Source organism: Streptomyces sp. ISL-96, from assembly GCF_018614035.1.
In the GTDB taxonomy this organism is placed as follows: Bacteria; Actinomycetota; Actinomycetes; order Streptomycetales; family Streptomycetaceae; genus Streptomyces.
The window spans coordinates 1-24,140 of record NZ_JAGGPA010000068.1; the positions used below are offsets into that span (position 1 = coordinate 1).

At 69.2% G+C, this 24,140-nt stretch carries 24 protein-coding genes; 15 read left to right on the forward strand and 9 right to left on the reverse strand.

Features of this window, described 5'->3' with window-relative positions; translation table 11 throughout:
- Positions 1-17: 17 nt before the first annotated feature.
- Positions 18-677 (forward strand): GntR family transcriptional regulator, encoded by a 660-nt coding sequence (locus J7E96_RS32215; protein WP_215136728.1) that lies wholly within the window; start codon positions 18-20, stop codon positions 675-677.
- Positions 674-1,987: an MFS transporter gene (locus J7E96_RS32220; protein ID WP_308296239.1), complete on the forward strand. Its 1,314-nt coding sequence runs from the start codon at positions 674-676 to the stop codon at positions 1,985-1,987. Before J7E96_RS32215 ends, J7E96_RS32220 begins: the two co-directional genes overlap by 4 nt.
- A gap of 11 nt (positions 1,988-1,998) precedes the next feature.
- On the opposite strand, the gene J7E96_RS32225 is transcribed toward J7E96_RS32220, so the two are convergent.
- Positions 1,999-2,823, reverse strand: coding sequence for a maleylpyruvate isomerase family mycothiol-dependent enzyme (locus J7E96_RS32225; RefSeq protein ID WP_215136650.1), 825 nt, complete (start codon positions 2,821-2,823; stop codon positions 1,999-2,001).
- Positions 2,824-2,996: 173 nt separating this feature from the next.
- Between J7E96_RS32225 and J7E96_RS32230 the strand changes: the two genes are divergently transcribed.
- Positions 2,997-3,782, forward strand: a complete 786-nt coding sequence (locus J7E96_RS32230) for a carbon-nitrogen family hydrolase (RefSeq protein ID WP_215136652.1) — start codon at positions 2,997-2,999, stop codon at positions 3,780-3,782.
- Here the strand turns inward: J7E96_RS32230 and J7E96_RS32235 are convergent.
- The 3 genes from J7E96_RS32235 to J7E96_RS32245 all read right to left on the reverse strand — a co-directional run bounded on the left by J7E96_RS32235 (position 3,779) and on the right by J7E96_RS32245 (position 4,979).
- Positions 3,779-3,994 (reverse strand): hypothetical protein, encoded by a 216-nt coding sequence (locus tag J7E96_RS32235; protein WP_215136654.1) that lies wholly within the window; start codon positions 3,992-3,994, stop codon positions 3,779-3,781. The genes J7E96_RS32230 and J7E96_RS32235 overlap by 4 nt on opposite strands.
- A 66-nt stretch (positions 3,995-4,060) precedes the next feature.
- Positions 4,061-4,555 (reverse strand): LURP-one-related/scramblase family protein, encoded by a 495-nt coding sequence (locus J7E96_RS32240; protein WP_215136656.1) that lies wholly within the window; start codon positions 4,553-4,555, stop codon positions 4,061-4,063.
- Between the two features lie 10 nt (positions 4,556-4,565).
- Positions 4,566-4,979: an ATP-binding protein gene (locus J7E96_RS32245; RefSeq protein WP_215136658.1), complete on the reverse strand. Its 414-nt coding sequence runs from the start codon at positions 4,977-4,979 to the stop codon at positions 4,566-4,568.
- A 218-nt stretch (positions 4,980-5,197) separates the two neighbouring features.
- Here J7E96_RS32245 and J7E96_RS32250 point away from each other — a divergent pair, with 218 nt between their 5' ends.
- The 7 genes from J7E96_RS32250 (at position 5,198) to J7E96_RS32280 (ending at position 10,562) form a co-directional block, all read left to right on the forward strand.
- Entirely contained in the window at positions 5,198-6,049 is an 852-nt protein-coding gene (locus J7E96_RS32250; protein WP_215136659.1) for a helix-turn-helix transcriptional regulator, read from the forward strand.
- Between the two features lie 11 nt (positions 6,050-6,060).
- On the forward strand, positions 6,061-6,270 hold the full coding sequence (locus tag J7E96_RS32255) for a DUF397 domain-containing protein (RefSeq protein ID WP_215136661.1): 210 nt from the start codon (positions 6,061-6,063) through the stop codon (positions 6,268-6,270).
- Between the two features lie 316 nt (positions 6,271-6,586).
- The gene (locus J7E96_RS32260) at positions 6,587-6,814 is read left to right on the forward strand and encodes a hypothetical protein (RefSeq protein WP_215136663.1); all 228 of its coding nucleotides are present in this window, start codon (positions 6,587-6,589) and stop codon (positions 6,812-6,814) included.
- Between the two features lie 43 nt (positions 6,815-6,857).
- Positions 6,858-7,301, forward strand: coding sequence for a DUF6879 family protein (locus J7E96_RS32265; RefSeq protein WP_251070766.1), 444 nt, complete (start codon positions 6,858-6,860; stop codon positions 7,299-7,301).
- 16 nt (positions 7,302-7,317) lie between these two features.
- Positions 7,318-8,169, forward strand: a complete 852-nt coding sequence (locus J7E96_RS32270; protein WP_215136667.1) for a helix-turn-helix transcriptional regulator — start codon at positions 7,318-7,320, stop codon at positions 8,167-8,169.
- Between the two features lie 286 nt (positions 8,170-8,455).
- Complete coding sequence (locus J7E96_RS32275) at positions 8,456-8,686, forward strand: hypothetical protein (RefSeq protein WP_215136669.1); 231 nt, start codon at positions 8,456-8,458, stop codon at positions 8,684-8,686.
- Positions 8,687-8,744: 58 nt separating this feature from the next.
- Complete coding sequence (locus J7E96_RS32280) at positions 8,745-10,562, forward strand: NHL domain-containing thioredoxin family protein (protein ID WP_215136671.1); 1,818 nt, start codon at positions 8,745-8,747, stop codon at positions 10,560-10,562.
- 336 nt (positions 10,563-10,898) lie between these two features.
- Here J7E96_RS32280 and J7E96_RS32285 read toward each other — a convergent pair whose 3' ends face one another.
- The 4 genes from J7E96_RS32285 to J7E96_RS32300 all read right to left on the reverse strand — a co-directional run bounded on the left by J7E96_RS32285 (position 10,899) and on the right by J7E96_RS32300 (position 15,206).
- Complete coding sequence (locus tag J7E96_RS32285) at positions 10,899-11,126, reverse strand: DUF6458 family protein (protein ID WP_215136673.1); 228 nt, start codon at positions 11,124-11,126, stop codon at positions 10,899-10,901.
- Between the two features lie 91 nt (positions 11,127-11,217).
- Complete coding sequence (locus J7E96_RS32290) at positions 11,218-12,513, reverse strand: M18 family aminopeptidase (RefSeq protein ID WP_215136675.1); 1,296 nt, start codon at positions 12,511-12,513, stop codon at positions 11,218-11,220.
- Positions 12,514-12,572: 59 nt separating this feature from the next.
- The gene (locus J7E96_RS32295; protein ID WP_215136677.1) at positions 12,573-13,286 is read right to left on the reverse strand and encodes a hypothetical protein; all 714 of its coding nucleotides are present in this window, start codon (positions 13,284-13,286) and stop codon (positions 12,573-12,575) included.
- 93 nt (positions 13,287-13,379) lie between these two features.
- The gene (locus J7E96_RS32300) at positions 13,380-15,206 is read right to left on the reverse strand and encodes an acyl-CoA dehydrogenase (protein WP_215136679.1); all 1,827 of its coding nucleotides are present in this window, start codon (positions 15,204-15,206) and stop codon (positions 13,380-13,382) included.
- 134 nt (positions 15,207-15,340) lie between these two features.
- Here J7E96_RS32300 and J7E96_RS32305 point away from each other — a divergent pair, with 134 nt between their 5' ends.
- The 3 genes from J7E96_RS32305 (at position 15,341) to J7E96_RS32315 (ending at position 18,047) form a co-directional block, all read left to right on the forward strand.
- Complete coding sequence (locus J7E96_RS32305; RefSeq protein WP_215136681.1) at positions 15,341-15,805, forward strand: SseB family protein; 465 nt, start codon at positions 15,341-15,343, stop codon at positions 15,803-15,805.
- 125 nt (positions 15,806-15,930) lie between these two features.
- The gene (locus J7E96_RS32310) at positions 15,931-16,893 is read left to right on the forward strand and encodes a pirin family protein (protein WP_215136683.1); all 963 of its coding nucleotides are present in this window, start codon (positions 15,931-15,933) and stop codon (positions 16,891-16,893) included.
- A gap of 110 nt (positions 16,894-17,003) precedes the next feature.
- Positions 17,004-18,047: an AI-2E family transporter gene (locus J7E96_RS32315; protein WP_215136685.1), complete on the forward strand. Its 1,044-nt coding sequence runs from the start codon at positions 17,004-17,006 to the stop codon at positions 18,045-18,047.
- Positions 18,048-18,173: 126 nt separating this feature from the next.
- Here the strand turns inward: J7E96_RS32315 and J7E96_RS32325 are convergent, their stop codons facing one another.
- Positions 18,174-20,336 (reverse strand): SpoIIE family protein phosphatase, encoded by a 2,163-nt coding sequence (locus tag J7E96_RS32325; protein ID WP_215136687.1) that lies wholly within the window; start codon positions 20,334-20,336, stop codon positions 18,174-18,176.
- Between the two features lie 156 nt (positions 20,337-20,492).
- Here J7E96_RS32325 and aspS point away from each other — a divergent pair, with 156 nt between their 5' ends.
- Both aspS and J7E96_RS32335 read left to right on the forward strand, forming a co-directional pair.
- Positions 20,493-22,259, forward strand: coding sequence for an aspartate--tRNA ligase (gene aspS / locus J7E96_RS32330; protein WP_215136689.1), 1,767 nt, complete (start codon positions 20,493-20,495; stop codon positions 22,257-22,259).
- Positions 22,260-22,602: 343 nt separating this feature from the next.
- Complete coding sequence (locus tag J7E96_RS32335) at positions 22,603-23,412, forward strand: hypothetical protein (RefSeq protein ID WP_251070760.1); 810 nt, start codon at positions 22,603-22,605, stop codon at positions 23,410-23,412.
- Positions 23,413-24,140 lie beyond the last annotated feature (728 nt).

Here is a 24,140-nt window from a genome sequence, read left to right on the forward strand (position 1 = left end):
CGCGCCTTCAACTACCAATGCCCACCGCGCCCCCGCTTCCCAAGCAGCCCGCCGCCGCCGAGCGCGTCTACGCCCACATCAAGAAGGGCGTACTCGACCGCCATTACGAAGGCGGCACCCTCCTCACCGAGGGCGACCTCGCCGACGCCGTCGGCGTGTCCAGGACGCCTGTACGGGAAGCGCTGCTGCGGCTCGAGGTCGAAGGGCTCATCAAGCTGTATCCGAAGAAGGGCGCCCTCGTCCTCGCCGTCTCCGCCCAGGAGATCGCCGACGTCGTCGAAACCCGGCTGCTGGTCGAGGAGTTCGCGGTGCGGCGAGCCGTACCCGCGTCCGCCGCTCTCGTCGCGCGGCTCGAAGAGCTGCTGGAGGAGCAGAAGCAGCGCGCCCTCGAAGGAGACCTCGCCGAAGTCGCCGTCAGCGACCGGTCCTTCCACGCCGAGATCGTCCGTAACGCCGGCAATCAGATCCTCTGCCGGCTGTACGACCAGCTCCGCGACCGCCAACTGCGCATGGGCGTCACCATCATGGAGGCGCACCCCGACCGCATCGCCAAGAACATCACCGAGCACGCCGAAATGCTCGAAGCCATCAGGGCGGGGGATGTCGAAGCCGCCGCCCAGTGTGTACGCCGCCACGTCAGCCGGGTGAAGGTGCTGGTCCGGGGTGAGGACCGGTGAGGAGCCCGATACCTCCGGTCGCCTCCCTGCCCGGCGATCCGCCCGGCGGCCGGCGCGCCGCCGCCGTCTGGGGCATCGGCGTCGGCGTCTACTTCGTCGCCGTCATCTTCCGTACGAGCCTGGGCGTCGCGGGGCTCGACGCCGCCGACCGGTTCGACGTCAACGCGTCCGCGCTGTCGACGTTCTCGATACTGCAGTTGCTGGTGTACGCGGGGATGCAGATACCCGTGGGGCTGCTCGTCGACCGGCTCGGGACGAAGAGAGTCCTGACGCTGGGGGTTGTCCTCTTCACCCTCGGGCAGCTCGGCTTCGCCCTCTCCCCCTCGTACGGGATGGCTCTCGCGGCCCGCGCCCTGCTCGGGTGCGGCGACGCGATGACGTTCATCGCCGTGCTGCGGCTCGGCGCGCGCTGGTTCCCCGTGCGTCGCGGGCCGCTGATCGCGCAGCTCGCCGGGCTGTGCGGGATGGCGGGCAACCTCGTCTCGACCCTCGTCATCGCCCGCATGCTGCAGGGCATGGGCTGGACCGCCACCTTCGCGGGCAGCTCGCTCGCCGGGGTGCTCGTGCTCGTACTGCTGCTGCTGTTCCTGAAGGACCACCCCGAGGGGTACGAGCCGGCGCCCGCCCAGCACGCGGGTGCGGCGTACGTCCGCAAGCAGATCGCCGCCGCGTGGCGCGAGCCCGGGACCCGGCTGGGGATGTGGGTGCACTTCACGACGCAGTTCCCGGCGATGGTGTTCCTGCTGCTGTGGGGGATGCCGTTCCTGGTGGAGGCGCAGGGATTGTCGCGGGGGGCGGCGGGTGAGCTGCTGACGCTCGTCGTGCTGTCGAACATGGCGTTGGGCCTGGTGTACGGGCAGCTCATCGCCCGCCACGGCGCGGCCCGCGCGCCGCTCGCCCTCGGCACGGTGGGGGCCACCGCCCTGCTCTGGGCGGCGGCCATCGCCTACCCGGGTGACCACGCCCCGATGTGGCTGCTGGTGATGTTGTGCGCGGTGCTCGGCGGGTGCGGACCGGCCTCGATGATCGGCTTCGACTTCGCGCGGCCCGCCAACCCGCCGGAGCGGCAGGGCACTGCCTCCGGCATCGTCAACATGGGCGGCTTCGTCGCCTCGATGACGACGCTGCTCGCGGTGGGCGTGCTGCTCGACGCGACCGGCGACAACTACCGGATCGCGTTCGCGTCGGTCTTCGTGCTGGAGGCGTTCGGCGTCGTACAGATCCTGCGCCTGCGCAAGCGGACCGCCCGCCGGGAGCGGGACCACCTGGTCGCCAGCCGCGTCGAGGCGGTGCACGTCCCGGCGGCCTGAGAGCCGCTCGGCTACGGCGTGACCGCGAAGTTGCGCAGGATCGCGTCCGCCAGCGCCTGGTCGCCCTCGACCTTGACGTGGTCGGCGACCGCGTCGTAGCGGACCCGGCCGCAGGCCAGGCGTACGTACGTCTCCCAGTCCAGGGCGATCGTCGCGACCGGGCCGAGGGAGGGTGTGCCGTCGACCGTGCCGCGGCCGTCCGCGTCCACGCGGACCGTGCGCATGAATTCGACCGGGCCGTGTACGTCGAAGACGACCGCGCAGTTGGCGGGCGCGCCCGCGTGCTTCGCGACGACCTTCGGCAGGCCCTGGACGAGGACGTCGCGGGCGACGAGCGCGCCGGGCGAGTCGAGGTTGCCGGGTTGGCTGAAGGTCGTACGCAGGTCCTGCTCGTGCACCCAGGTGTCGAACGCCCGCATCCGCAGAGCGAGTTCGAGGGTCTGCTCGGCGCCGAGCGGGGCGCGGACCATGGTGTCGGGGGAGCGGGTCTCGTTGCGGAGCTGACGCGCGCGGCGGATGATCGTGTACTCGAGCTCCGAGGTCATCTCCGGCGCCGTGTGGTGGCGGCGTACGTCGACCTGCATCTCCATGTACCGGGCGAACTCCGAGGTCACGTGGTACAGATCGCGCGGCAGCGAGTGGATCGGCCGGGGGTCGCCGAGCATCTCGCACTCCATGCCGATGAGGTGCGAGACGATGTCGCGAACCGACCAGCCGGGGCACGGCGTGCGCCGGTTCCACTCCCCTTCGACGAGCGGTGTCACCAGCTCGGATATCGCTTCGATGGAGTGGGTCCAGGCTTCGGCGTATGTCTGGAGGCTGGGATGGACGGTCACGGGACCCCTCGTGCGGTTCTCTTGCTGGCGGGCTGGGCTGGACGCTGACGTACGTGCCGGACTGCGTGGGAGGCTCGCACGCTAAGTTACGCTGCCCCGTGGCACCCTGGCAGTGCTTTGGTGTGACGATCGTAGGCCCGTGTTGACGGCTCGAATGCCAGGACGGTGGTAGTGTGCGCGCCTCCCTCATCCAGATCGCAGTAGACCCGGACGAATCGGTCAATTCCCGTCGCGGGCGCGTCGCTTCACTCGTGCGTGAGCAGCGTGAGCGGCACGGCGCCGATCTTGTGGTCCTTCCCGAGCTGTGGCCCACAGGGGCCTTCGCCTACGAGTCCTTCGTGGAGGAAGCGGAGCCCCTGGAGGGTCCGACGTACGACGTGATGTCGAAGGCGGCGGCCGACGCCGGGGTGTGGCTGCACGCCGGTTCGATCGTCGAGCGCGACCCGGAGGGCCCCCTCTACAACACCTCGCTGGTCTTCTCCCCCGCCGGGGAGCTGGTCCGTACCTACCGCAAGATCCACCGCTTCGGCTTCGACAAGGGCGAGGCCGTGATGATGGGTGCGGGCGAGGAAGTGGTGACGGTGTCGGCCGCGGGCCTCACCTTCGGCCTCGGTACTTGTTACGACCTGCGCTTCCCCGAACTCTTCCGCGCCCTCGTGGACGCCGGCGCGCAGGCCTTCGTCGTCCCGGCCGGCTGGCCCGCCAGGCGCCGCGAGCACTGGACACTGCTGGCCCGCGCCCGCGCGGTCGAGAACCAGGCGTACGTCCTTGCCTGCGGCACGGCGGGCACGCACGCGGGGGTGGAACAGGCGGGGCACAGCATCGTGGTGGACCCGTGGGGCGAGGTGCTGGCGGAGGCGGGCACGGCGGAGGAGGTGCTGGTGGTGGACCTTGATCCGGCGAAGGTGGCGTCGACGCGGGAACAGTTCCCGGCCCTGAAGGACCGCCGGCTGCGCTAGCGGTGGCCGGCCGTCCTCTCTGGATCGCTGCCCTTCGCCTGGGTGCGGATGTCACGTATAAGCGCGTAAACGGCACCGGCGAAGACGAAAATCCCCAGGCCGAACACCAGGACGGAGGAGCCCGCCCGGTATTCGCGGATCGCGAAGATCAGGAACATCAAGGCGGCCAAGACGCCGAATGCTGAGATCAGCGTGCTGATGCGGTTAGTCACCCGCACATCATCGGCGCCGCGCCTCGCTCGCGTACAGCCCGGCCGGCGATCTGTGTACCTCGTGACTCAGTCGTCCCCCCGCTCTCGCTCCGCCATCCGGATCACGCACACCGCCACCGCGATGAGCAGTGCCGCGTCGGGGTCGTCCGTTGCGACATCGACGGCGTACGTGTCCCGCAGCCGGAACCACTTCCGCGAGATGTGGGCCACCCGCTCGCCGTCACGCTCGACCGTGAACTCGCGGTCCAGCACGCGGCCGCTGACGTCCAGGTCCGTACCGTCCGCCAGAGAGACCCGGTAGTGGTTGCGCAGCAGTGACAGCCGCTTCTTGCGTACGGTCGCGAGCGTCTGATCGTCCCGCTCAATGGTCATCGCGTCCCGGATGCTGAACATCTTCTCGCGCAGCGTGATCAGCACTCGCCCGGCGGGATCCTTGATCTCCAGGGTGTCGCGCAGCCTCAGCGCCTTGCCGTCGACGAGGAAGGCGTGGCGCCCGTGCTCATCGTCGATCCAGTAGTCGTCACCGATGGCGAAGATTTTGTCCCGTACGAGGTATTTCATGCGATGAGGGCTACCCCGTAGCGGTGACCTCGCACCACACGTACTTCCCGGCCGACCCGAATGCGGCAGCGGTAAGCGGAAACCACCCCCAGTCGTCCGCACAGCTCCGTACGAGGTGGAGCCCGCGTCCGTTTTCGTCCTGTTCGCTCGCAGTGCCCGGAGAGGGCGGTCTGGGATCGGTGTCCCAGGCCCCAAGACGCAGGACGCCCTTGGTGTGGAGGAGGCGGAGAGCGGCGGGGCCATCGGTGTGTGCGATGGCGTTGCTGATCAGCTCGGACGCGAGCAACTCTGCCAGGTCGATGAGATGGGCAAGGTGGTGTGTGGTGAGGACGAGGCGCAGCGTGCGGCGGCAGATGGAGACGGCGCGCGGGTCGTGGGGGATGTAGAGCGTGTATTCCCAGGGTGCTTCTTCGTCGTTCTGCATACGGGACTCCGAGTGAGCGGTACGAAGGTGCAGTACGGCGCGGCGGTCGGCGGGCGGTGGCCTGGCCGCACCCGCGATGGCATGGCGGGGCGGTGCACTTCCGGTGTCCCGGTAATCGCAGCGTGTGCGACGCGTCACTTACGGTAGGGGTGATGTATCACCCCGGTCAAGCCGGACTGGGATACTTGCCCTGTCAACGCCCAGGAGAGAAGGGGCACATGCCGGCGAGAAGCATCATCACCGCACGCCAGGAACGCCTTGGCGCTGAGCTGCGTAAGCTCCGGGAGCGCGCGGGCCTGACGGCCAGAGAGGCGTCGCGGACAACGGGCATCGCCGAGAGCAAGATCTCCATGACGGAGGCGGGTCGGGTTGGCGTGAGCGCTGAACGCGTCCGCCATCTGGCCAGCCAGTACGCGTGCGATGACGCGGCGCTCGTCGACGCGCTGACAGCCATGGCGAGTGAGCGAGTGCGTGGCTGGTGGGAGGAGTACCGGGAGCTCTTGCCTGCAGGGTTCCTGGACATCGCCGAACTGGAGCAGCACGCCGCATATTTGAAGACCTTCGAGAGTGTGCACATTCCCGGTCTCCTTCAGACCGAGGAGCACGCGCGAGCGATCTGCGCCTTCCCGGTGCCCGAGCTCAGGGCTGAGGACATCGATACGCGAGTTACGTACCGGCTGCGGCGGCAGGAGGTGCTCGCCCGCGATGATGCGCTGCCCTACACGGCAGTGATCCACGAGGCAGCGCTACGCATCAGGGTCGCCGACCGAAAAGCTGCCCGAAGGCAACTTCTCCACATCCTGGACCAGTCGGAACGCCCTCAAGTGGCTGTATATGTCATCCCGTTCGAACTGGACGGCTTCGCCGGTATCGGGTACCCGATGCTGTACGCGGGAGGGGCGGTTCCTCAGCTCGACACTGTCCTGGTGGAGACCGTGCACGGTTCGGGGTTCATGGATGCCGAGGCGCAGTTGCACCGCTATCGGGGCTTCCTTGCGAAGCTGGAGGACGCGGCGCTGGGAGTCGTAGAGTCAAGGGACCTCATCCACCAACTGGTACGGCAGATTTGAGAGTCCCGCTCATGACGCAGCCCCTCGAATGGCAGAAGTCCTCGTTCTCAGGAGCGGGAGACGGCGGGAACTGTGTGGAGCTCGCCGCCACTGACGATGCCGTCCTCCTCCGCGAGAGCGACGCCCCGGCCGCCATCCTCACCACCACCCCCACCGCCTTCGCCGCCCTCATACGCGCCGCAAGTTCCGCGCGCGCGACGCACTCCCCACCGACGCTCTGACGGGTGGACGGACGCGACCGGTTGTCGCTCGCACCGTTGTGCCGGAGTTAACGGCGATCATTCGTCAGTAACTTACAAAACGGCGACCCGGAATACTCTTGCTGGCCTGGCCCTATAAGTCCGCTGAACACCCCCTGCGCCCTGTGTTCGTCACCCTCTTAGGGCGGGGATCCTGGGGCTTCCTCGTTTCCTCGGGATTCACAGGACCAAGGTGCAGCCCGGGAGGCGTAGAAGTTCGTGCAAGTCGCTGGCACGCTCGGCTTGATTCGGCGCAAGCTGTTCATGTTGATCGCCGCCCGAGCGACCGGAGGGCACCATGACGTTGCACCGGCTTGGCAAGGACCCGGAGAGCCCCAACAACGGCTCACCGACCGTCTACTTGGACGACGAGACCGGGAACTACATCCTGCAAGGGTGGCGTGTGACGGACGCGGAACGTCTGGCACAGATGGACATCCCCGCTCACGAGACGGTCATCGAGTTCCCGCAGCGCATGATGCAGTTCTTCCCGGAGGTGAGCGGTGGCGACGGTGCCGACGTTTGAGGATCTGTTCCGCGCCGCGAAGCACAGCGCGTACCACCTGGAGATGAGGGACGCCTACGCGCTGGATCAGGACTACGCCGAGTGGACTGCGGGCAACCGCTTCGACCCGGCAGATCGCTGGCCGTGGTGGATTGAGCTGGTCTCCGCATCCGTAGCCAAGGGTGTTGACGTTCGCCGGGCGCGCATCGTCTCCGAGCCGATCTCCCCGTACGTGCGCTACGAGTACGAGCTGACCGGTGGCCACAACATCAAGGCCGGGGAGTCCGTGCGCTGGCTGCCCCGGCGGGACGCTTCCGGCCTGGCTCTCCCCGGCAATGACCTGTGGCTCTTCGACGGCTCGTCGGTGCTCTTCAACCACTTTGACGGCAATGGAGAGATGACCGGTGAGGAGCTGGTCACCGACCCCGCCGTAGTGGAGCTGTGCGCGTCCGCGTTCACGGCTGTGTGGGGAAAGGCTACGCCGCACGAGGACTACCAGCCCGTCTGATCCAGAGCAGCCGAACGTGACGTCATCATCATCTTCCAGCGTCCAGCAAGCCAGGGAGGCTCTGGGTAAGCGCCTGCGCGAGATCCGTATGGACTCGGGTCTCACCGCGCGGGCGCTTGCCTGCCGGGGCGGCTGGCATGAAAGCAAGTGCAGCCGCATCGAGAACGGGCGTACGGCTGCCTCCGACGACGATCTCCGTGTCTGGGCGCTGCACTGCGACGCTGAGGAGCAACTTGCCGACCTGATCGCCACAGCACGCAACATCAACGGCGCCTACGTCGAATGGCGGCGTATGGAGCGGTCCGGCCTGCGGAGGGCTCAGGAGTCGGTCCTCCCGCTATGGGAACGGACTCGGAACTTCCGCGCTTACTCGTCCTGGCTGATCCCCGGCCCCTTCCAGACGCGCGCCTACATCGAGGCGTTGCTGACGGCGATTCGCGACCGCCGGGCGTTGCCCGATGACCTGGAGGCAGCCGTTCAAGTCCGTGTGGACAAGCAACGGATTTTGTATTCCGGCCCTCACCGCTTCGCCGTTCTGCTGGAGGAGAGCGTCCTACGCCACCGGATCGGTGGCGCCGACACTATGGCCGGACAGCTTGGCCACCTCCTGTCCGTCGCGACTCTGCCGAACGTCAGCCTGGGTGTGATCCCGCTGACCGCCGACCGCACGGTGCTGTGGCCGGTAGAGGATTTCTGGATCTTCGATGAGGCGCAAGTCAACGTCGAGCTGGTGTCCGCGTTCCTCACGATCACCCAGCCCCACGAGATCGGCATGTACGCCCGCACCTTCGCTGAACTGGCAGATCTGGCCGTTTACGGTGCTCCGGCCCGTGTGCTGATCACATCGGCGATCGACTCCCTCCGGTGAGCGCTCGCAAGTCCGCGCAAGTTCGTTGAGGCCGGATCCAGGATGCTCCTAGCGTGGTCGTGAGACGGACAACATGAGGAGCGGGGCCGTGAAGCCGATCACGTATGCGCAACCGCCGGTAGTGCTGCCGTTGCGAACAGATCCGGAGCCCGCACCGGTGGCCGACTGTGGAGTCTGCGCCGCCCTGGCCGTGCAGCGGCGGGAGGCCCGCCTCGGGTACGACGGCTCCAGGGTCAGCGACTGCAACGTAGAACTCCGGAACCATCCGCACCCTCGAGGAGTCGGCATGAGCGTGAAAGCCGTACTCCGGTACGTGAGCTATGTCATGCACCGCCACCCCTCGGCGGAGACAACGGCAACGGCGCGCTGCCTGAACCCTGACTGCCACTGGACCGCCCCACCGACCGGGAACGCGGACGTGTGCACCGACATGTGCATCCAGCACACCGGCCGGACCGGTCACATGACCTTCCTCCGGGAGTTTTCGGAAGTCGCCGTGGTCGAGCGTGCCCCGTGAGCGGGCGTTGTCCTGCGGCCGTGACCGGTCGCTCATGGCCGGATGGCAAGCTTGAACCATGAACGATGCCGCCCCGGCGCCCACCCCCGCGCCCCGCCGTGCCCGTGTCCGTGCCCCCGAGCTGATCGGCAAGGGCGGGTGGCTCAACACCGGAGGCGAAGAGCTCAGCCTCGCTGACCTGCGAGGACGCATTGTCATCCTCGATTTCTGGACCTTTTGCTGCGTGAACTGCTTGCATGTCCTGGATGAGCTGCGGGAGCTGGAGGAGAAGCACCGCGACACGGTGGTGATCATCGGGGTCCACTCGCCGAAGTTCGTGCACGAGGCCGAGCACCAGGCCGTCGTCGACGCCGTCGAGCGGTACGGCGTGCATCACCCCGTCCTCGACGACCCTGAGCTCGCCACGTGGAAGCAGTACGCCGTACGGGCCTGGCCGACGCTCGTCGTCATCGACCCCGAGGGGTACGTCGTCGCGCAGCACGCCGGCGAGGGGCACGCGCACGCCATCGCGAAGCTCGTCGAGGAGCTGGAAGCCGCTCACGCGGCGAAGGGGACGCTGCGGCGCGGGGACGGGCCGTACGTCGCGCCGGAGCCCGTCGCGACCGACCTGCGCTTCCCGGGCAAGGCGCTGCTGCTGCCCGGCACGGGGAACTTCCTGGTCTCGGACACCACCCGGCATCAGCTTGTCGAGCTGGAGGGGGATGGCGAAACGGTTGTACGGCGCATCGGCGGCGGCGGGGACGGCGAGTTCAAGGAGCCGCAGGGGCTGGCGCTGCTGCCGGACGGGCGGGTCGTCGTGGCCGACACGGTCAACCATCAGCTGCGTACGTACGACCCGGCGACCGGCGCCGTCGAGACCGTCGCCGGTACCGGAAAGCAGTGGTGGCAGGGGTCCCCGACCGCCGGGCCCGCCCGCGAGGTCGATCTGTCCTCGCCGTGGGACGTCGCGTGGTGGCAGGGCAAGGTGTGGATCGCCATGGCCGGCGTACACCAGCTGTGGACGTACGACCCCGAGGCAGGGACCGTGCGGGTCGCCGCCGGGACGACCAACGAGGGGCTCGTCGACGGGCCGGCGGCCGAGGCGTGGTTCGCCCAGCCGTCCGGGCTCGCGGTCTCGGCGGCCGGCGACCGGCTGTGGGTCGCGGACTCGGAGACGAGCGCGCTGCGGTACGTCGATGCCGACCTCGTCGTGCACACCGCCGTCGGGACCGGGCTCTTCGACTTCGGGCACCGCGACGGCGCGGCGGGGCAGGCGCTGCTCCAGCATCCGCTCGGGGTGACCGCGCTGCCCGACGGGTCGGTCGCGATCAGCGACACGTACAACCACGCGCTGCGGCGCTACGACCCGGCCAGTGGTGAAGTGACCACTGTCGCCACCGACTTGAGGGAGCCGAGTGACGCGGTGCTCGTCGGTGACGACATCGTCGTCGTCGAGTCCGCCCGCCACCGGCTGACGCGGCTGCGGCTGCCCGACGAGGCGGTACGGGTGGAGGCCGTCGCACACCGTACGCAGCGGGCGGCGACCGAAGTGGCGCCGGGCAGGCTTCGGTTGGACGTCGTCTTCCAGGCGCCGAGCGGTCAGAAGCTGGACACGCGGTACGGGCCTTCTACGCGGCTGCTGGTGTCGTCTACGCCGCCGGAGCTGCTGAGCGGGGGTGAGGGGTCCGGGACGGATCTCAGCCGTGAGCTGGAGCTGAATCCGGAGGTTGTCGAAGGGGTGCTGCATGTCTCGGCGATGGCCGCGTCGTGCGACGACGACCCGGAGAACGAGTACCCGGCGTGCCATGTCCACCAGCAGGACTGGGGTGTGCCCGTCCGCGTGACGGCGGGGGGAGCGCCCCGGCTGCCGCTGGTGTTGGCGGGCATGGATTCCTGAGCGCGCCGGTGCGGTGCTCAGCCCTGGCTGCGCCGGGCGGGGCGCTCGGTGACCGTCTCTTGCGGGGGCTCCGGGGTCGGTGCCGTGCCGGGGCGTCTCCTCGGGCGTCGAACGTTCGGGTACTCGTTCTTGTATTCGGGCTCGTTGCGTTCAACGCCCTGCGGGGAGCGCCCCGGCACGTCCCCTCCTGGCACCGTGCGTGCGATGCCAGTGCCGGGCGCGCCCCCGCGAAATCCAGCCCGTCCGGCGTTTGAGGACACGCCCGTAGGGCGTCCGGGGGCTTGCCCCCACCACGCGGCGGAGCCGCAAAAATCCAGCCCGTCCAGGGGCGGTCGGTCAGGGGGTGTGGTGGTGCCGGTCGTCGTCGGAGACCACGGTGGTGGTCGGGGGCACGACCATGCGGCGGCGCCTGGCGACGCTGGCGTAGACCGCCACCCCGATGATGCCGACGAGCATCATGATGACCCCGACGAGGTCGAGGTTGACGCTTTCCATCTCCCAGTCGGTGGCGAAGGTGAGTATCGCCCCGCCCGCGATGAGGAGTATGAATCCTCCCAGTCCCATGACTTCCGCCTCCCTGTCGGCCCGGCTGGTCCGGACCGGTGTACGTACTTCGCGTACCCGGCCCTTCAACAGACAAGCCTCTGAGTCGGGTTCAGCCTTCGAGGAAGGCCGTCATCGCGTTCCCGAGGAGGTACGGATCGTCCGCTCCGCACAGTTCACGCGCACTGTGCATGGAGAGGATCGCTACGCCGATGTCGACGGTCTGGATGCCGTGCCGGGCGGAGGTGATCGGGCCGATCGTCGTGCCGCACGGCATCGAGTTGTTCGACACGAAGACCTGCCACGGCACGCCCGCCTTCTCGCACGCCGCCGCGAACACGGCCTGGCCGCTGCCGTCCGTCGCGTACCGCATGTTGACGTTGACCTTGAGGATCGGTCCGCCGTTGGCGCGCGGGTGGTGCGTCGGGTCGTGGCGTTCGGAGTAGTTGGGGTGCACCGCGTGGCCGGTGTCGGACGACAGGCAGACCGTGCCGGCGAAGGCGCGCGCCTTGTCGTCGTAACTGCCGCCGCGTGCGAAGACCGAGCGCTCCAGTACGTTGCCGAGGAGAGGGCCGTCGGCGCCGGTGTCTGACTGCGAACCGTTCTCCTCGTGGTCGAAGCCGGCTAGGACGGGGATGTACGGGAGCGGGGCGTTTGCGGTGCTGACGGCCGTCAGCGCGGCGACTCCCGCGTGTACGGAGATCAGGTTGTCCATGCGGGGACCGGCGACCAGCTCGCGGTCGCGGCCGAGGTAGGCCGGTGGGTCGATGCTGTGAGCCATCAGGTCCCAGCCGGCGACCTCGCCCTCGGTGAGGCCTTCCTCTTCCTCCAGGAAACGGATCAGGTCGCCCTCGTGCACGTCACCGAGGCCCCAGATCGGCTGCATGTGCCGCTGCTTGTCGAGCTTGAGGCCCTCGGCGTTCACCGACCGGTCCAGGTGCACGGCCAGCTGCGGTACACGCAGCAGCGCCCGGTCGATGTTGACCAGGCGGTGCGAGCCGTCGCGCAGTGTCAGGCGGCCCGCGATGCCCAGGTCGCGGTCGAGCCAGGTGTTGAGGAGCGTCCCGCCGTAGATCTCGACGGCGATCTGCCGCCAGCCCGCCGCGCCCATGTCGGGCAGCGGCTTCACGTGCAGGTGCGGGGAGTCGGTGTGGCCGCCGATGATCCGGAACGGCGTGCTCGCCTCCGCGCCCTCCGGTACGTACCAGGCGATGATCGCCCCGCCGCGCAGCACGTACTTACCGCCGGACGTCGCGTCCCAGGCCTCGGTCTCCGTGACCTGCCGGAACCCGGCCTTGTCCAGTCGCCCGGCGGCGTTGGCCACCGCGTGGTACGGCGTCGGGCAGGCCGCCAGGAAGGACATCAGGTCGTCGGTGTGGCCGCGGTCGAAGCGGGCGGGTGCGCTCATGGGGTTCACCATAACCAGGGTTAACTACGGGCCGTACAGCCTGTCTCGGAGCCGGTTCGTCAGAGGCCGGGCGGGCGCTCGAAGCGCCGCTGTATCGTCCGGCGCTCGCCGCGGCGCACCTGCGGCAGCATCTGCGGGGCGCCGGGCGGACGCTGCCGCTGACGGCGGCGTCCCACGCAGAACAGGCAGCCCTCGCCGGGCGGCGCGGTCGGGTCGATGGGTGAGCCGGGGTGCTCGGAGCAGCCCGACGCGTTGCGCGGCCGGGAGAGCTCGCGGGCGACGATGAAGGCGCGGTGCAGGGTGTCCGCGAGGTCCACGAACTCCTCGCCGGGGGAGGAGACGGTGACGGCGAAGGCGCGGTCGTTGACTCGCTGGACGTACCCCTTGAGTGCGTCCAGCGTGTACGGCGGATCCGGCACGGGGTAGCCGAGGCGGCGCTGCTCGGCCGGTGCGGGAACGCTGCGCTCGCCGCGGCGGCGGCGGTCGTTGCAGAGCAGGCAGCGGCCCCAGCCGTTGGGGGCCTCGGGGTCGATGGCGCCGTTGGGGTGCAGGTCGCAGCCGGTGTAGCTCTTGACGGGGGCGAGCTCGGCGGCCGTCTTGAAGGCGACGTACAGGGTGTCGGCGATGGGTTCGTATTCGAGGGGGTGGGAGCCGTCGTACAGGTCGCTGATCTGGTCGCCCACCGAGCCGAGCTTTCCGCGCAGCTCACTGAGCGCGTACGGCCGGCCGGCCGGGACGGAATAGCCACCCCTGCGGGGTTCCATGGAACTCATGTCGACAAGAGTCGCACGGGCCACTGACAACGGGCACTGACAACGGGCCGGGCACAAAGTGCCCGGCCCGTCGCCAGAGGGTTTCGCAGTGGACTAGAAGGCCGCTTCGTCCAGCTCCATCAGGGACTGGTCGACGGACTCGGCCAGGGCGCGCTCGACACCGACGCCCGGCAGGACGTTCGCGGCGAAGAACTTCGCCGCCGCCATCTTGCCCGTGTAGAAGGGGACGTCCTTCGCGGAGGCGTTCGGCAGCTTCTCCGCCGCCACCGCCGCGCCCTTGAGCAGCAGGTAGCCGACGACGACGTCACCGGAGGCCATCAGCAGGCGCGTGGTGTTCAGGCCGACCTTGTAGATCGACTTGACGTCCTGCTCGGTGGCGGCGAGGTCGGTGAGCATCGCGCCGACGATCGCCTCCAGGTCCACGGCCGCCTTGGCGAGCGTCTCGCGGGCCGCGGCGAACTCGTCGCCGCCGGTGCCGACCGCGATGAACTTCTTGATGTCCTCGGCCAGCGAGTTCAGCGCCGCGCCCTGGTTGCGGACGATCTTGCGGAAGAAGAAGTCCTGGCCCTGGATCGCGGTCGTGCCCTCGTACAGGGTGTCGATCTTCGCGTCACGGATGTACTGCTCGATCGGGTACTCCTGGAGGTACCCGGAGCCGCCGAACGTCTGGAGCGACTGCGCCAGCTGCTCGTACGACTTCTCGGAGCCGTAGCCCTTGACGATCGGCAGGAGGAGGTCGTTCATGGCGACGAGCGCCTTGGTGTCCTCGCCCGCGGCCTCCTTGGCCGCGATCTCGTCCTGGACGGACGCGGTGTGCAGGACCAGGGCGCGCATGCCCTCGGCGTACGCCTTCTGCGTCATGAGCGCGCGGCGGACGTCGGGGTGGTGCGTGATGGTGACCTTGGGCGCGGTCTTGTCCATGAAGTTGGCGAGGTCGGGGCCCTGGACGCGCTCCTTGGCGTACTCAAGGGCGTTGAGGTAGCCCGTCGAGAGCGTCGCGATGGCCTTCGTGCCGACCATCATCCGGGCGAACTCGATGATCATGAACATCTGGCGGATGCCGTCGTGCTTGTCGCCGATCAGCCAGCCCTTGGCGGGGTGCTGGTCGCCGAAGGTCATCTCGCACGTGTTGGAGGCCTTGAGGCCCATCTTGTGCTCGACGTTCGTGGCGTACGCGCCGTTGCGGGCGCCCAGCTCGCCGGTCTCCCAGTCGAACTCGTACTTCGGGACGAGGAAGAGGGACAGGCCCTTGGTGCCGGGACCGGCGCCCTCAGGGCGCGCCAGCACGTAGTGAAGGATGTTCTCCGACATGTCGTGCTCGCCGGACGTGATGAAGCGCTTCACGCCCTCGATGTGCCAGGAGCCGTCGGCCTGCTGGATAGCCTTCGTGCGGCCCGCGCCGACGTCCGAACCGGCGTCCGGCTCGGTGAGGACCATCGTCGAGCCCCACTGCTTGTCGACGGCGATCTTCGCGATCTTCTTCTGCGCCTCGTTGCCCTCCTCGAAGAGCACGCCGGCGAACGCCGGGCCCGACGAGTACATCCACACCGCCGGGTTGGCGCCGAGCAGCAGCTCCGCGTACGCCCAGATCAGCGAGCGCGGGGAGGTGGTGCCGCCGATCTCCTCGGGGAGGCCGAGGCGCCAGTACTCGCTGTCCATGAAGGCCTGGTAGCTCTTCTTGAAGGACGCCGGTACGGGAGCGGTGTTGGTGGCCGGGTCGAAGACCGGCGGGTTGCGGTCGGCGTCCTCGAACGAGGCGGCGAGGTCGTTCTCCGCGAGGCGGGCGATCTCGTCCAGGATGCTCTTGGCGGTCTCGACGTCCATCTCCGCGAACGGGCCGGTGCCGTACAGCTTGTCGCGGCCGAGTACCTCGAAGAGGTTGAACTCGATGTCGCGGAGGTTCGACTTGTAGTGACCCATGGCAACGGCTCCGTTAAGGATCGGGAGGCAGGTTCCTCGTACATCTACTACTACTCAGTAGCTACGATGATGCTACCCGTCGGTAATAAGGCGCAACCCCTTCCGGTGATGTGTGACTGAGTACGCTTGCGTGCATGTACGGCTACGACCAGAACCAGGGTGGACAGCAGCAGCAGTACGCGCCGCCGCAGCCTCCGCCCCAGGGCGGCTACGGGGAGCAGCCGCTCTACCCGGAGCCGTCGCCGCCTTCGCTCGCCGACGGGGTGCGCGCCTTCACCACCGGGACGCTCTCCGTCGAGGACTTCCAGCAGATCTTCGCCACGTCGAAGGTCTACTGCCCGCGCGGCGACAACCCCGGCTTCCTCGCGCTGCACAACACCCAGCAGCCGGTGATCCCGATGTTCACCTCGCTCAAGGAGCTGCGTAAGTACGCGGGCAAGGAGTCCAAGTACTTCGTGATCACCGGGGCGGAGGTGATCGATCTGCTGCCGACCGGGTACGGCTTCGTCCTCGACATGGAGGGTGAGCACCGGATGGTCTTCGACGCGAAGGCGGTGGAGCAGATGGTCGACTTCGCGATGCGGCGTATGTATGGCTAGAGGGATCGGCTGAGGACTGTCGGCCGAGGACACGGGCGCCCGGGGGAATTCCTCCCGGGCGCTTCTCGTTCCCACTGGCAGGAAGTTCTACGTTCAACTAAAGTGGACGTACAAGGAGGCCCGCCATGCCCGCAGTAACCGTTGAGAACCCGCTGACCCTGCCGAAGGTCGCCGCGCCGAGTGACGCCGTAGCGCGTCCCGTGCTGGCCGTCACGACCGCTCCGGGCGGCTTCGAGGGCGAGGGCTTCCCGGTCCGCCGTGCCTTCGCCGGCATCAACTACAAGTACCTCGACCCGTTCATCATGATGGACCAGATGGGCGAGGTGGAGTATGCGCCGGGAGAGCCGAAGGGCACCCCCTGGCACCCCCACCGCGGCTTCGAGACGGTCACGTACCTGATCGACGGCACCTTCGTCCACCAGGACAGCAACGGCGGCGGCGGCAGCATCCGGAACGGCGACACCCAGTGGATGACCGCCGGGGCCGGCATCCTCCACATCGAGGCGCCGCCGGAGGCGCTGGTCGTGTCCGGCGGCCTGTTCCACGGCCTTCAGCTGTGGGTCAACCTGCCGGCCTCCGACAAGATGATGGCGCCCCGCTACCAGGACATCCGCGGCGGCCAGGTGCAGCTGCTGACATCCCCCGACGGCGGCGCGCTGCTCCGCGTCATCGCGGGCGAGCTGGACGGCCACGAGGGCCCCGGCATCACCCACACCCCCATCACGATGATCCACGCGACCCTGCGGCCGGGAGCCGAGATCACGCTGCCCTGGCGTGCGGACTTCAACGGCCTGGCGTACGTCCTGGCCGGGCGCGGCGCCGTCGGTACGGACCGCCGTCCCGTCCACAAGGGCCAGACCGCGGTCTTCGGCGACGGAGGCTCGCTGACCGTACGGGCGGACGAACACCAGGACTCCAACACCCCGGACCTGGAAGTCGTCCTCCTCGGCGGGCAGCCGATCCGGGAGCCGATGGCTCACTACGGGCCGTTCGTGATGAACACCCAGGAAGAGCTGAAGATCGCCTTCGAGGACTTCCAGCGCGGCCGTCTCGGCACCATCCCGGCCGTCCACGGCATGGGCGAGTGACGGACGAGTGACGAAGTAGAAGTCCCGTACCGAACGCCCGGGTGACGAGTCGTCACCCGGGCGGCCCCGTCCGGCGGGCCGCCCCGCGCCGTCCGTGATCCGCTGGGGCCGTGCACCCGACCCAGCCGCTCCTTCCCGAGCCCGCACGACGGGTCGCCGCCTGGTGTGTCGTCGCCCTGCTCGTCACCGGCGTCACGGCGGTGGGGATCTGGCTGTGTGTCACCTTCAAGACCGCGGTCACCCCGGTCCTGCTCGCCATCCTCGGGACCGCGCTGCTCGGGCCCCTGCACCGGCGGCTCATCAAGATGCGCCTGAACCGGTCGCTCGCCGCCATGCTGACCTGCGTCGCGGTCGTCGCCGTCGTGGGCGGCGCGGCGTACATCGTCGCCAGTGCGCTCGTCGAGACCGGCGACCAGATCCTCGCATCGCTCCGGCAGGCCGCCAGGGACCTGGCCAAGCACCTCGGCGCCGCCGGTACCTCCCTGGAGGACATGGCCCAGAACGCCAGGGAGCTCCTCGGCAAGTTCGGCGGCACCGCGGCCACCGGGCTGATCACCGGCCTCAGCGTCGTCGGCGAGGTGATCGCGATGGCCGTCCTGGCCCTGCTGCTGATCTTCTTCTTCCTCCGGGACTCCGACAAGGCCGCCGACACCCTGAAGTCGCTCGCGCCCGGCTCGACCGGCGACACCGTCGAAGCGATGGGCCGCCGCGCCTTCGAAGCCGTCGAGGGCTTCATGCGCGGTACGACGTTCATCGCGCTGATCGACGCCATCCTCATCACCGTCGGGCTGCTGGTCCTGCGAGTGCCCGGCGCGGTCGGCCTGGGCGCGCTCGTGTTCGTCGGCGCGTACATCCCCTACCTCGGCGCCTTCATCTCCGGCGCCGTCGCGGTGCTCGTCGCGCTCGCCGACCGGGGGTTCGTGATCGCGCTGTGGGCGTTCGGGGTCGTACTCGCCGTACAGATGATTGAGGGGCACGTCCTCCAGCCCATGATCCAGAGCCGGACCGTGCAGATGCACCCGGCCGTGGTGATGCTCGCGATCACCGCCGGCGCGTCCGTCGCGGGCATCCTCGGGATGCTGCTCGCCGTGCCGCTGACGGCGGCGGTCTTCGGCGTGATCGGAGAGATGCGCAGGCATTACGAGCAGGCCTGAGGGTGGAAGCCGGTCCGTGTCCGGTCGTCGTGGCGGCCGACGGTGGCCGGGTTGTCGAACAGCGGCGGCCGGAAAGCCCTGAGCATGCGGCCGCCTCCAGGCAGTGCCACAGTGCCAGGAGCAGGCCTACAGGGCCCGCTCGCCGTCGCCGTCCTCACCGAGGTGGCCGTCCTCACCGAGGTCGCCGTCCTCGTAGAGCTCGAACCAGATCGACTTGCCCTCGCCCCTCGGGTCCACACCCCACGCGTCCGCGAGCATCTCCATCAGGATGAGCCCGCGCCCGCTGGACGCCATCTCCCCCGGGCGCCGCTTGTGCGGCAGCTCGTCGCTGGAGTCCGTCACCTCGACCCTCAGCCGCCGTACGCCCGGATCACCCGTCGCCTCCGCCACCAGCAGCGCGTCGCCGTCCGTGTGTACGAGCACGTTGGTGACCATCTCCGAGACCATCAGCACGGCCGCGTCGAGCTGTTCCCCGTCCGCCCAGTCGTGCAGCAGGTCCCGCAGCTGCTGCCGGGCGGTGGCGATACGTTCCGGCTCGGCCTGGGCCACGGACATCGCCGTACGCCGCACCGGGGCCACCGTCACCGTCGAGCCGGGGCCGCAGCCGCACCCGTCGCCCTCGCGGCACAGCAGCAGCACGGCGATGTCGTCCTCGCGGCGGTCCACGAGCGGGCCCGTGGTGTGGTGCGAGGAGGGGCCGTGCACGCCCGACACGAGGGCGTCGGCGAGCTTCTCCAGGCTGTCGCCGGTGTGCTCCTCCATGATCCTGCGGAGCCTGGCCCAGCCGGTGTCCAGGTCGTGGCCGCCGGTCTCGATGAGGCCGTCCGTACAGATCATGATCGTCTCGCCCGGTTCGAGGACGAGCCGCGTCGTCGGATAGTCCGTGTCCGGCACGATGCCCAGCGGCAGGCCGCCCGCCGTCGGCCGGACGAGCACCGTCCCGTCGCCGAGGCGCACCGCCGGTTCGGGGTGACCCGCGCGGGCGATGTCGAGGAGCCCGGTGGCGGGGTCGGCCTCGATGTAGAGGCAGGTCGCGAAGCGCGGGCTGGAGTAGTCGCCGGGGTCGTAGGTGTCCGCCCCTGGAAAATCATGCAGCCCGTGCAGGAAGCGGGAGGCGCGGGAGAGGACCGCGTCCGGCCGGTGGCCCTCGGAGGCGTACGCGCGAAGGGCGATCCGCAGCTGGCCCATCAGGCTGGCGGCCCGTACGTCATGCCCCTGTACGTCCCCGATGACCAGGGCTATTCGTCCGCTGGGCAGCGGGATCATGTCGTACCAGTCGCCGCCGACCTGGAGTCCGCCGCCGGTCGGCACGTATCGCGCGGCCACCGTCATGCCGGGGATCTCCGGCCCCAGCGTCGGCATCATCGACCGCTGGAGACCCAGCGAAAGCGCCCGCTCGTTCTCGGCCACCGAGGCCCGCTCCAGCGCCTGCGCGAGCATCCTGGCGACCGTCGCCAGCACGGAGCGCTCGTCGGGGGTGAACGCCACGGGGTGCGCGAAGCCCGCCATCCAGGCGCCCATGGTGCGCCCGGCCACCGTCAGCGGTACGAAGGCCCAGGAGCGGCGCTCGGCGTTGCGGGCGAGGGGGCGGCCGGCGGGGTAGCGGCGGCTGTACTCCTCGGGGGAGGTCAGATAGATGGCCCGCCCGGTCCGTACGACCTCCGGGGCGGGATGGTCCGTATCCAGCAGCATGTCGGCGAACGGGAGCTCGTCGTCGGGGCCGTACCCGTGGTGGCCCAGGACCGTGATCCGCCCGCCGGACGAACCGAAGACGGCGAGACTGTCCGGCGAGAAACCGGGCATCGACAGGGAAGCCGCGACCCGCAGTACCTCCGCCGTGGACCGCGCCTCCGCGAGCGCTCGTCCCGCGTCCAGCAGGAACGCCTCGCGGGAGCGGCGCCAGTCACCGGTGACGGGGGTGTGCGCGGCGGCGCCCGGCCGGGGCTCGGCGACCTCCTGGAGGGTGCCGAAGAGCTGATAGTCGTTGCCGTCGATGACCGGCTTGGAGCGGCTGCGTACGGTCCTGAGCAGCCGTCCTTCCGTATCCATGACCCGGAGCCGGGCCTCGGCGAGGGTGCCTTCGGCGACCGCGAGGTTCACGACGCCGTTGATCTCGTTCCAGTCGACCGGATGGAAACGCGAGCGTACGGCGGCCTCGGGCAGCGCCACGGGCTCGGCGGGCAGCCCGAGGAGCCGGGCGGCCTCCGCGTCGAGCGTGACGACCCCGGATGCGTTGTCCCAGCGCCACATGCCGGTTGCGATGGCGGCCAGGATGTCCTCGGTACGCATTGCTTCATCTTTACAGGTCGCGGCCGGACCGGCTGTGCGAGTGCCCCTACGACCTCTCCCGTACGGCAAAGAGAAACGGCAAATTAAACGGGATGCGCCGGGCGGTAACCTTGAGTGCTCCGACAACCCCGAATCCCGAAGGCTGGATGAACGACGATGCATCGGTACAGGTCCCACACCTGCGGCGAGCTCCGCGCCTCTGACGTCGACACCGACGTCCGGCTGAGCGGCTGGCTGCACAATCGTCGAGACCTGGGCGGCATCCTCTTCATCGATCTGCGCGATCACTACGGCATCACGCAGCTCGTCGCCCGCCCCGGCACCCCCGCGTACGACGCCCTCGACAAGCTCAACAAGGAGTCGGTCGTCCGCGTCGACGGCCGGGTCGTCTCGCGCGGCGCCGACAACGTCAACCCGGACCTGCCGACCGGCGAGATCGAGGTCGAGGTCTCCGAGGTCGAGCTGCTGGGCGCGTCGCAGCAGCTGCCGTTCCAGATCAACACGGACGACGGGGTGGGCGAGGAGCGACGCCTGGAGTACCGCTTCCTCGACCTGCGGCGCGAGCGCATGCACCGCAACATCATGCTGCGTACGGCCGTCATCTCGGCCATCCGTCACAAGATGACGGCGCTCGGCTTCAACGAGATGGCGACGCCGATCCTGACGGCGACGTCCCCCGAGGGCGCCCGCGACTTCGTGGTCCCCTCCCGCCTGAACCCCGGCAAGTTCTACGCGCTCCCCCAGGCCCCGCAGCAGTTCAAGCAGCTGCTGATGATCTCGGGCTTCGACCGCTACTTCCAGATCGCGCCGTGCTTCCGCGACGAGGACGCCCGCGCGGACCGCTCGCCGGGCGAGTTCTACCAGCTCGACGTGGAGATGAGCTTCGTCGAGCAGGAGGACGTCTTCCAGCCGATCGAGAAGCTGATGACCGAGCTCTTCGAGGAGTTCGGCAACGGCCGCCACGTCACGTCACCCTTCCCCCGCATCCCCTTCCGCGAGGCGATGCTGAAGTACGGCAACGACAAGCCCGACCTGCGCGCCAAGCTGGAGCTCGTCGACATCTCCGACGTCTTCGCGGGCTCGGAGTTCAAGGCCTTCGCCGGCAAGCACGTCCGCGCGCTGCCGGTGCCGGACACGGCGGGCCAGTCGCGGAAGTTCTTCGACGGCCTCGGCGACTACGCCGTGGAGCACGGCGCGAAGGGCCTGGCCTGGGTGCGCGTGGCCGAGGACGGTTCACTCACCGGCCCGATCGCCAAGTTCCTCACCGAGGAGAACGTCAAGGTCCTCACCGAGCGCCTCTCCCTGGCCCCCGGCCACGCGGTCTTCTTCGGCGCGGGTGAGTTCGACGAGGTCTCGAAGATCATGTCGGCGGTCCGCGTCGAGGCGGCCAAGCGCGCCGGTCACTTCGAGGAGGGCGTCTTCCGGTTCTGCTGGATCGTCGACTTCCCGATGTACGAGAAGGACGAGCTGACGGGGAAGATCGACTTCTCGCACAACCCCTTCTCGATGCCGCAGGGCGGCCTTGAGGCCCTGGAGACCCAGGACCCGCTGGACATCCTGGGCTGGCAGTACGACATCGTCTGCAACGGCGTGGAGCTGTCCTCCGGCGCGATCCGGAACCACGAGCCCGAGATCATGTTCAAGGCGTTCGAGATCGCGGGTTACGACAAGGAGACCGTCGAGCGCGAGTTCGCCGGCATGCTCCGCGCCTTCGAGTTCGGCGCCCCGCCGCACGGTGGCATCGCCCCGGGCATCGACCGCATCGTGATGCTGCTGGCCGACGAGCCGAACATCCGCGAGACGATCGCCTTCCCGCTCAACGGCAACGCGCAGGACCTGATGATGGGCGCACCGACGACCCTGGACGAGGCGCGCCTGCGGGAGCTGAACATTCAGCTGCGGAAGCCGGTTTCGGACAAGTAGTGCGGTAGCTGTCGAAGCGATACGTAGCGATACGAGGAAGGGGCTCGGAACCGATCGGTTCCGAGCCCCTTCCTCGTATCGCTACGTATCGCTTTCGGGTTGCCGGCGCGCCGTAGGCAACCCGATCGGTCCCCCAGCGCGTTGAACGGTAGTGAAGGACCGACGAACAGGGGCGGCGGCGACAGGGACTTCGAGGAGTTCGTCGCCGTGCGCGGGCTCCGGCTGCTGCGGGTCGCCTGGCTGCTGCCGGCGACGCACATCTCGCGTCTCGCGGAGGACGGCTGGGTCCGCTACCCGGGCGGGACTCGGTCACGTTCGGCAGCAAGAAGACGAAGGGCAGGAAATGAAGCGCCGGAACCGAACCAAGGCGCCGCTGACCGTGCTGCTGACGGCCGCCGCGCTGCTGGCGACGGGCTGCGGGACCGCTACCGACCGCGCTTCGCGCGAGGTCGCCGAACGCGGCGCCCCCGCGCACGAGGTGTCGGGGGGCAAGGCCGGCAAGGCGGGCAAGGCCGCGCCGGAACGGCGGAGGTTGCCCGGCCGACTCCTCAGCCCTGCGGCCCAGGCCCTTCCGGGCCTGGGCCCCAAAACCCTGGGCCTGGTCCCGGAGGACACCCGGCAGGCGCTCGTCGTCACAGGTGAGGGCCGAGACAAGAACCGGGGCACGGCGGTCCTCTACGAGCGCGAACGCCCCGGCGCCGCGTGGCGGCCGGGCGAGCGCTGGCCGACCCACAACGCCGTGCGCGGCTGGACGGACAAACACGTCCAGGGGGATCTGCGCTCCCCGATCGGCGTCTTCACTCTCACGGACGCGGGCGGCCTGCTCCCCGACCCCGGCACGAAACTGACGTACGACACGGGCCCCGCGTTCACCGTCACCGGCAACGGCTCCCGGGGCGAACCGCTGGCGGGCTCGTTCGATTACGTCATCGCCATCAACTACAACCGCAAGCCCGGCACCACCCCTCTGGACTGGACACGCCCGTTGGGACCCGGCCGGGGCGGCGGAATCTGGCTGCATGTGGACCATGAGGGCCCGACGCAGGGCTGCGTCTCCTTCAAGCGGCCCGTGATGAAGCACCTCCTACGCACCATCGACCCGTCAAAGAACCCGGTGGTGGTGATGGGCGACGAGGCATCGCTGCGACGCTGAGTCACACGCTTTCGGGGGCGAGTGAGGGGGGCTCCGGGCGCCCCGGGCCGTTGGTCGCGTCTGCGACGGGGGCCGCCACTCGTAAGTGTGGCGGCGGAGGCCCCCGGGGGAGCCCACGGGGAAGGCCCGGCGATTGGCCGCTGTATCGCTGCCGCCCGAGGGTGTGTGGGTGGGGCGCATGAGCTCTAGGCCCGGACTTCGCGGGTCGCTGAAAAGGTTCGCCGCAGCGGCTCTTCGGCGTCCGAACCCGACCGGATCGGACCGGCATTGCGATCGCCGTTGCGGACCGGACTGAGCGGCGATCGGTCGTGACCAGTTGATCTTCACGATCGGGTGACCTGCGAAGTACGGGTCTAGGGGGCGGTGCGGCCCCAGACTCAGCGACTGCGGGAACGGCCGCTGGTGCGACATTCCCATTCCCACGCACACGACCACCCACGGCGGCGGCGGGTTGGCCGACCGGGCCGACGTGCGGGCTCATGACTGCGCGGGTGGGGCGCGACAGTTGAATGGGGCGACTCGGGCCGGTAGGGCGTCCACCCCGGCCGGGGATCGGCGGAGCCTCAAGCACGTTGCTGATGTGCGTGTGTGGTGGCGCACCGAATACCGAGGCGCGAACCCAGCACGTCATGCATGCGGCGGCTGGCAAGGGCTACGTCGGGGCTCACGTGAACCGAAACACTCCCGCGGTGACCGAAGACGCTGCGCGTGCGACGGGTGGGACTGCC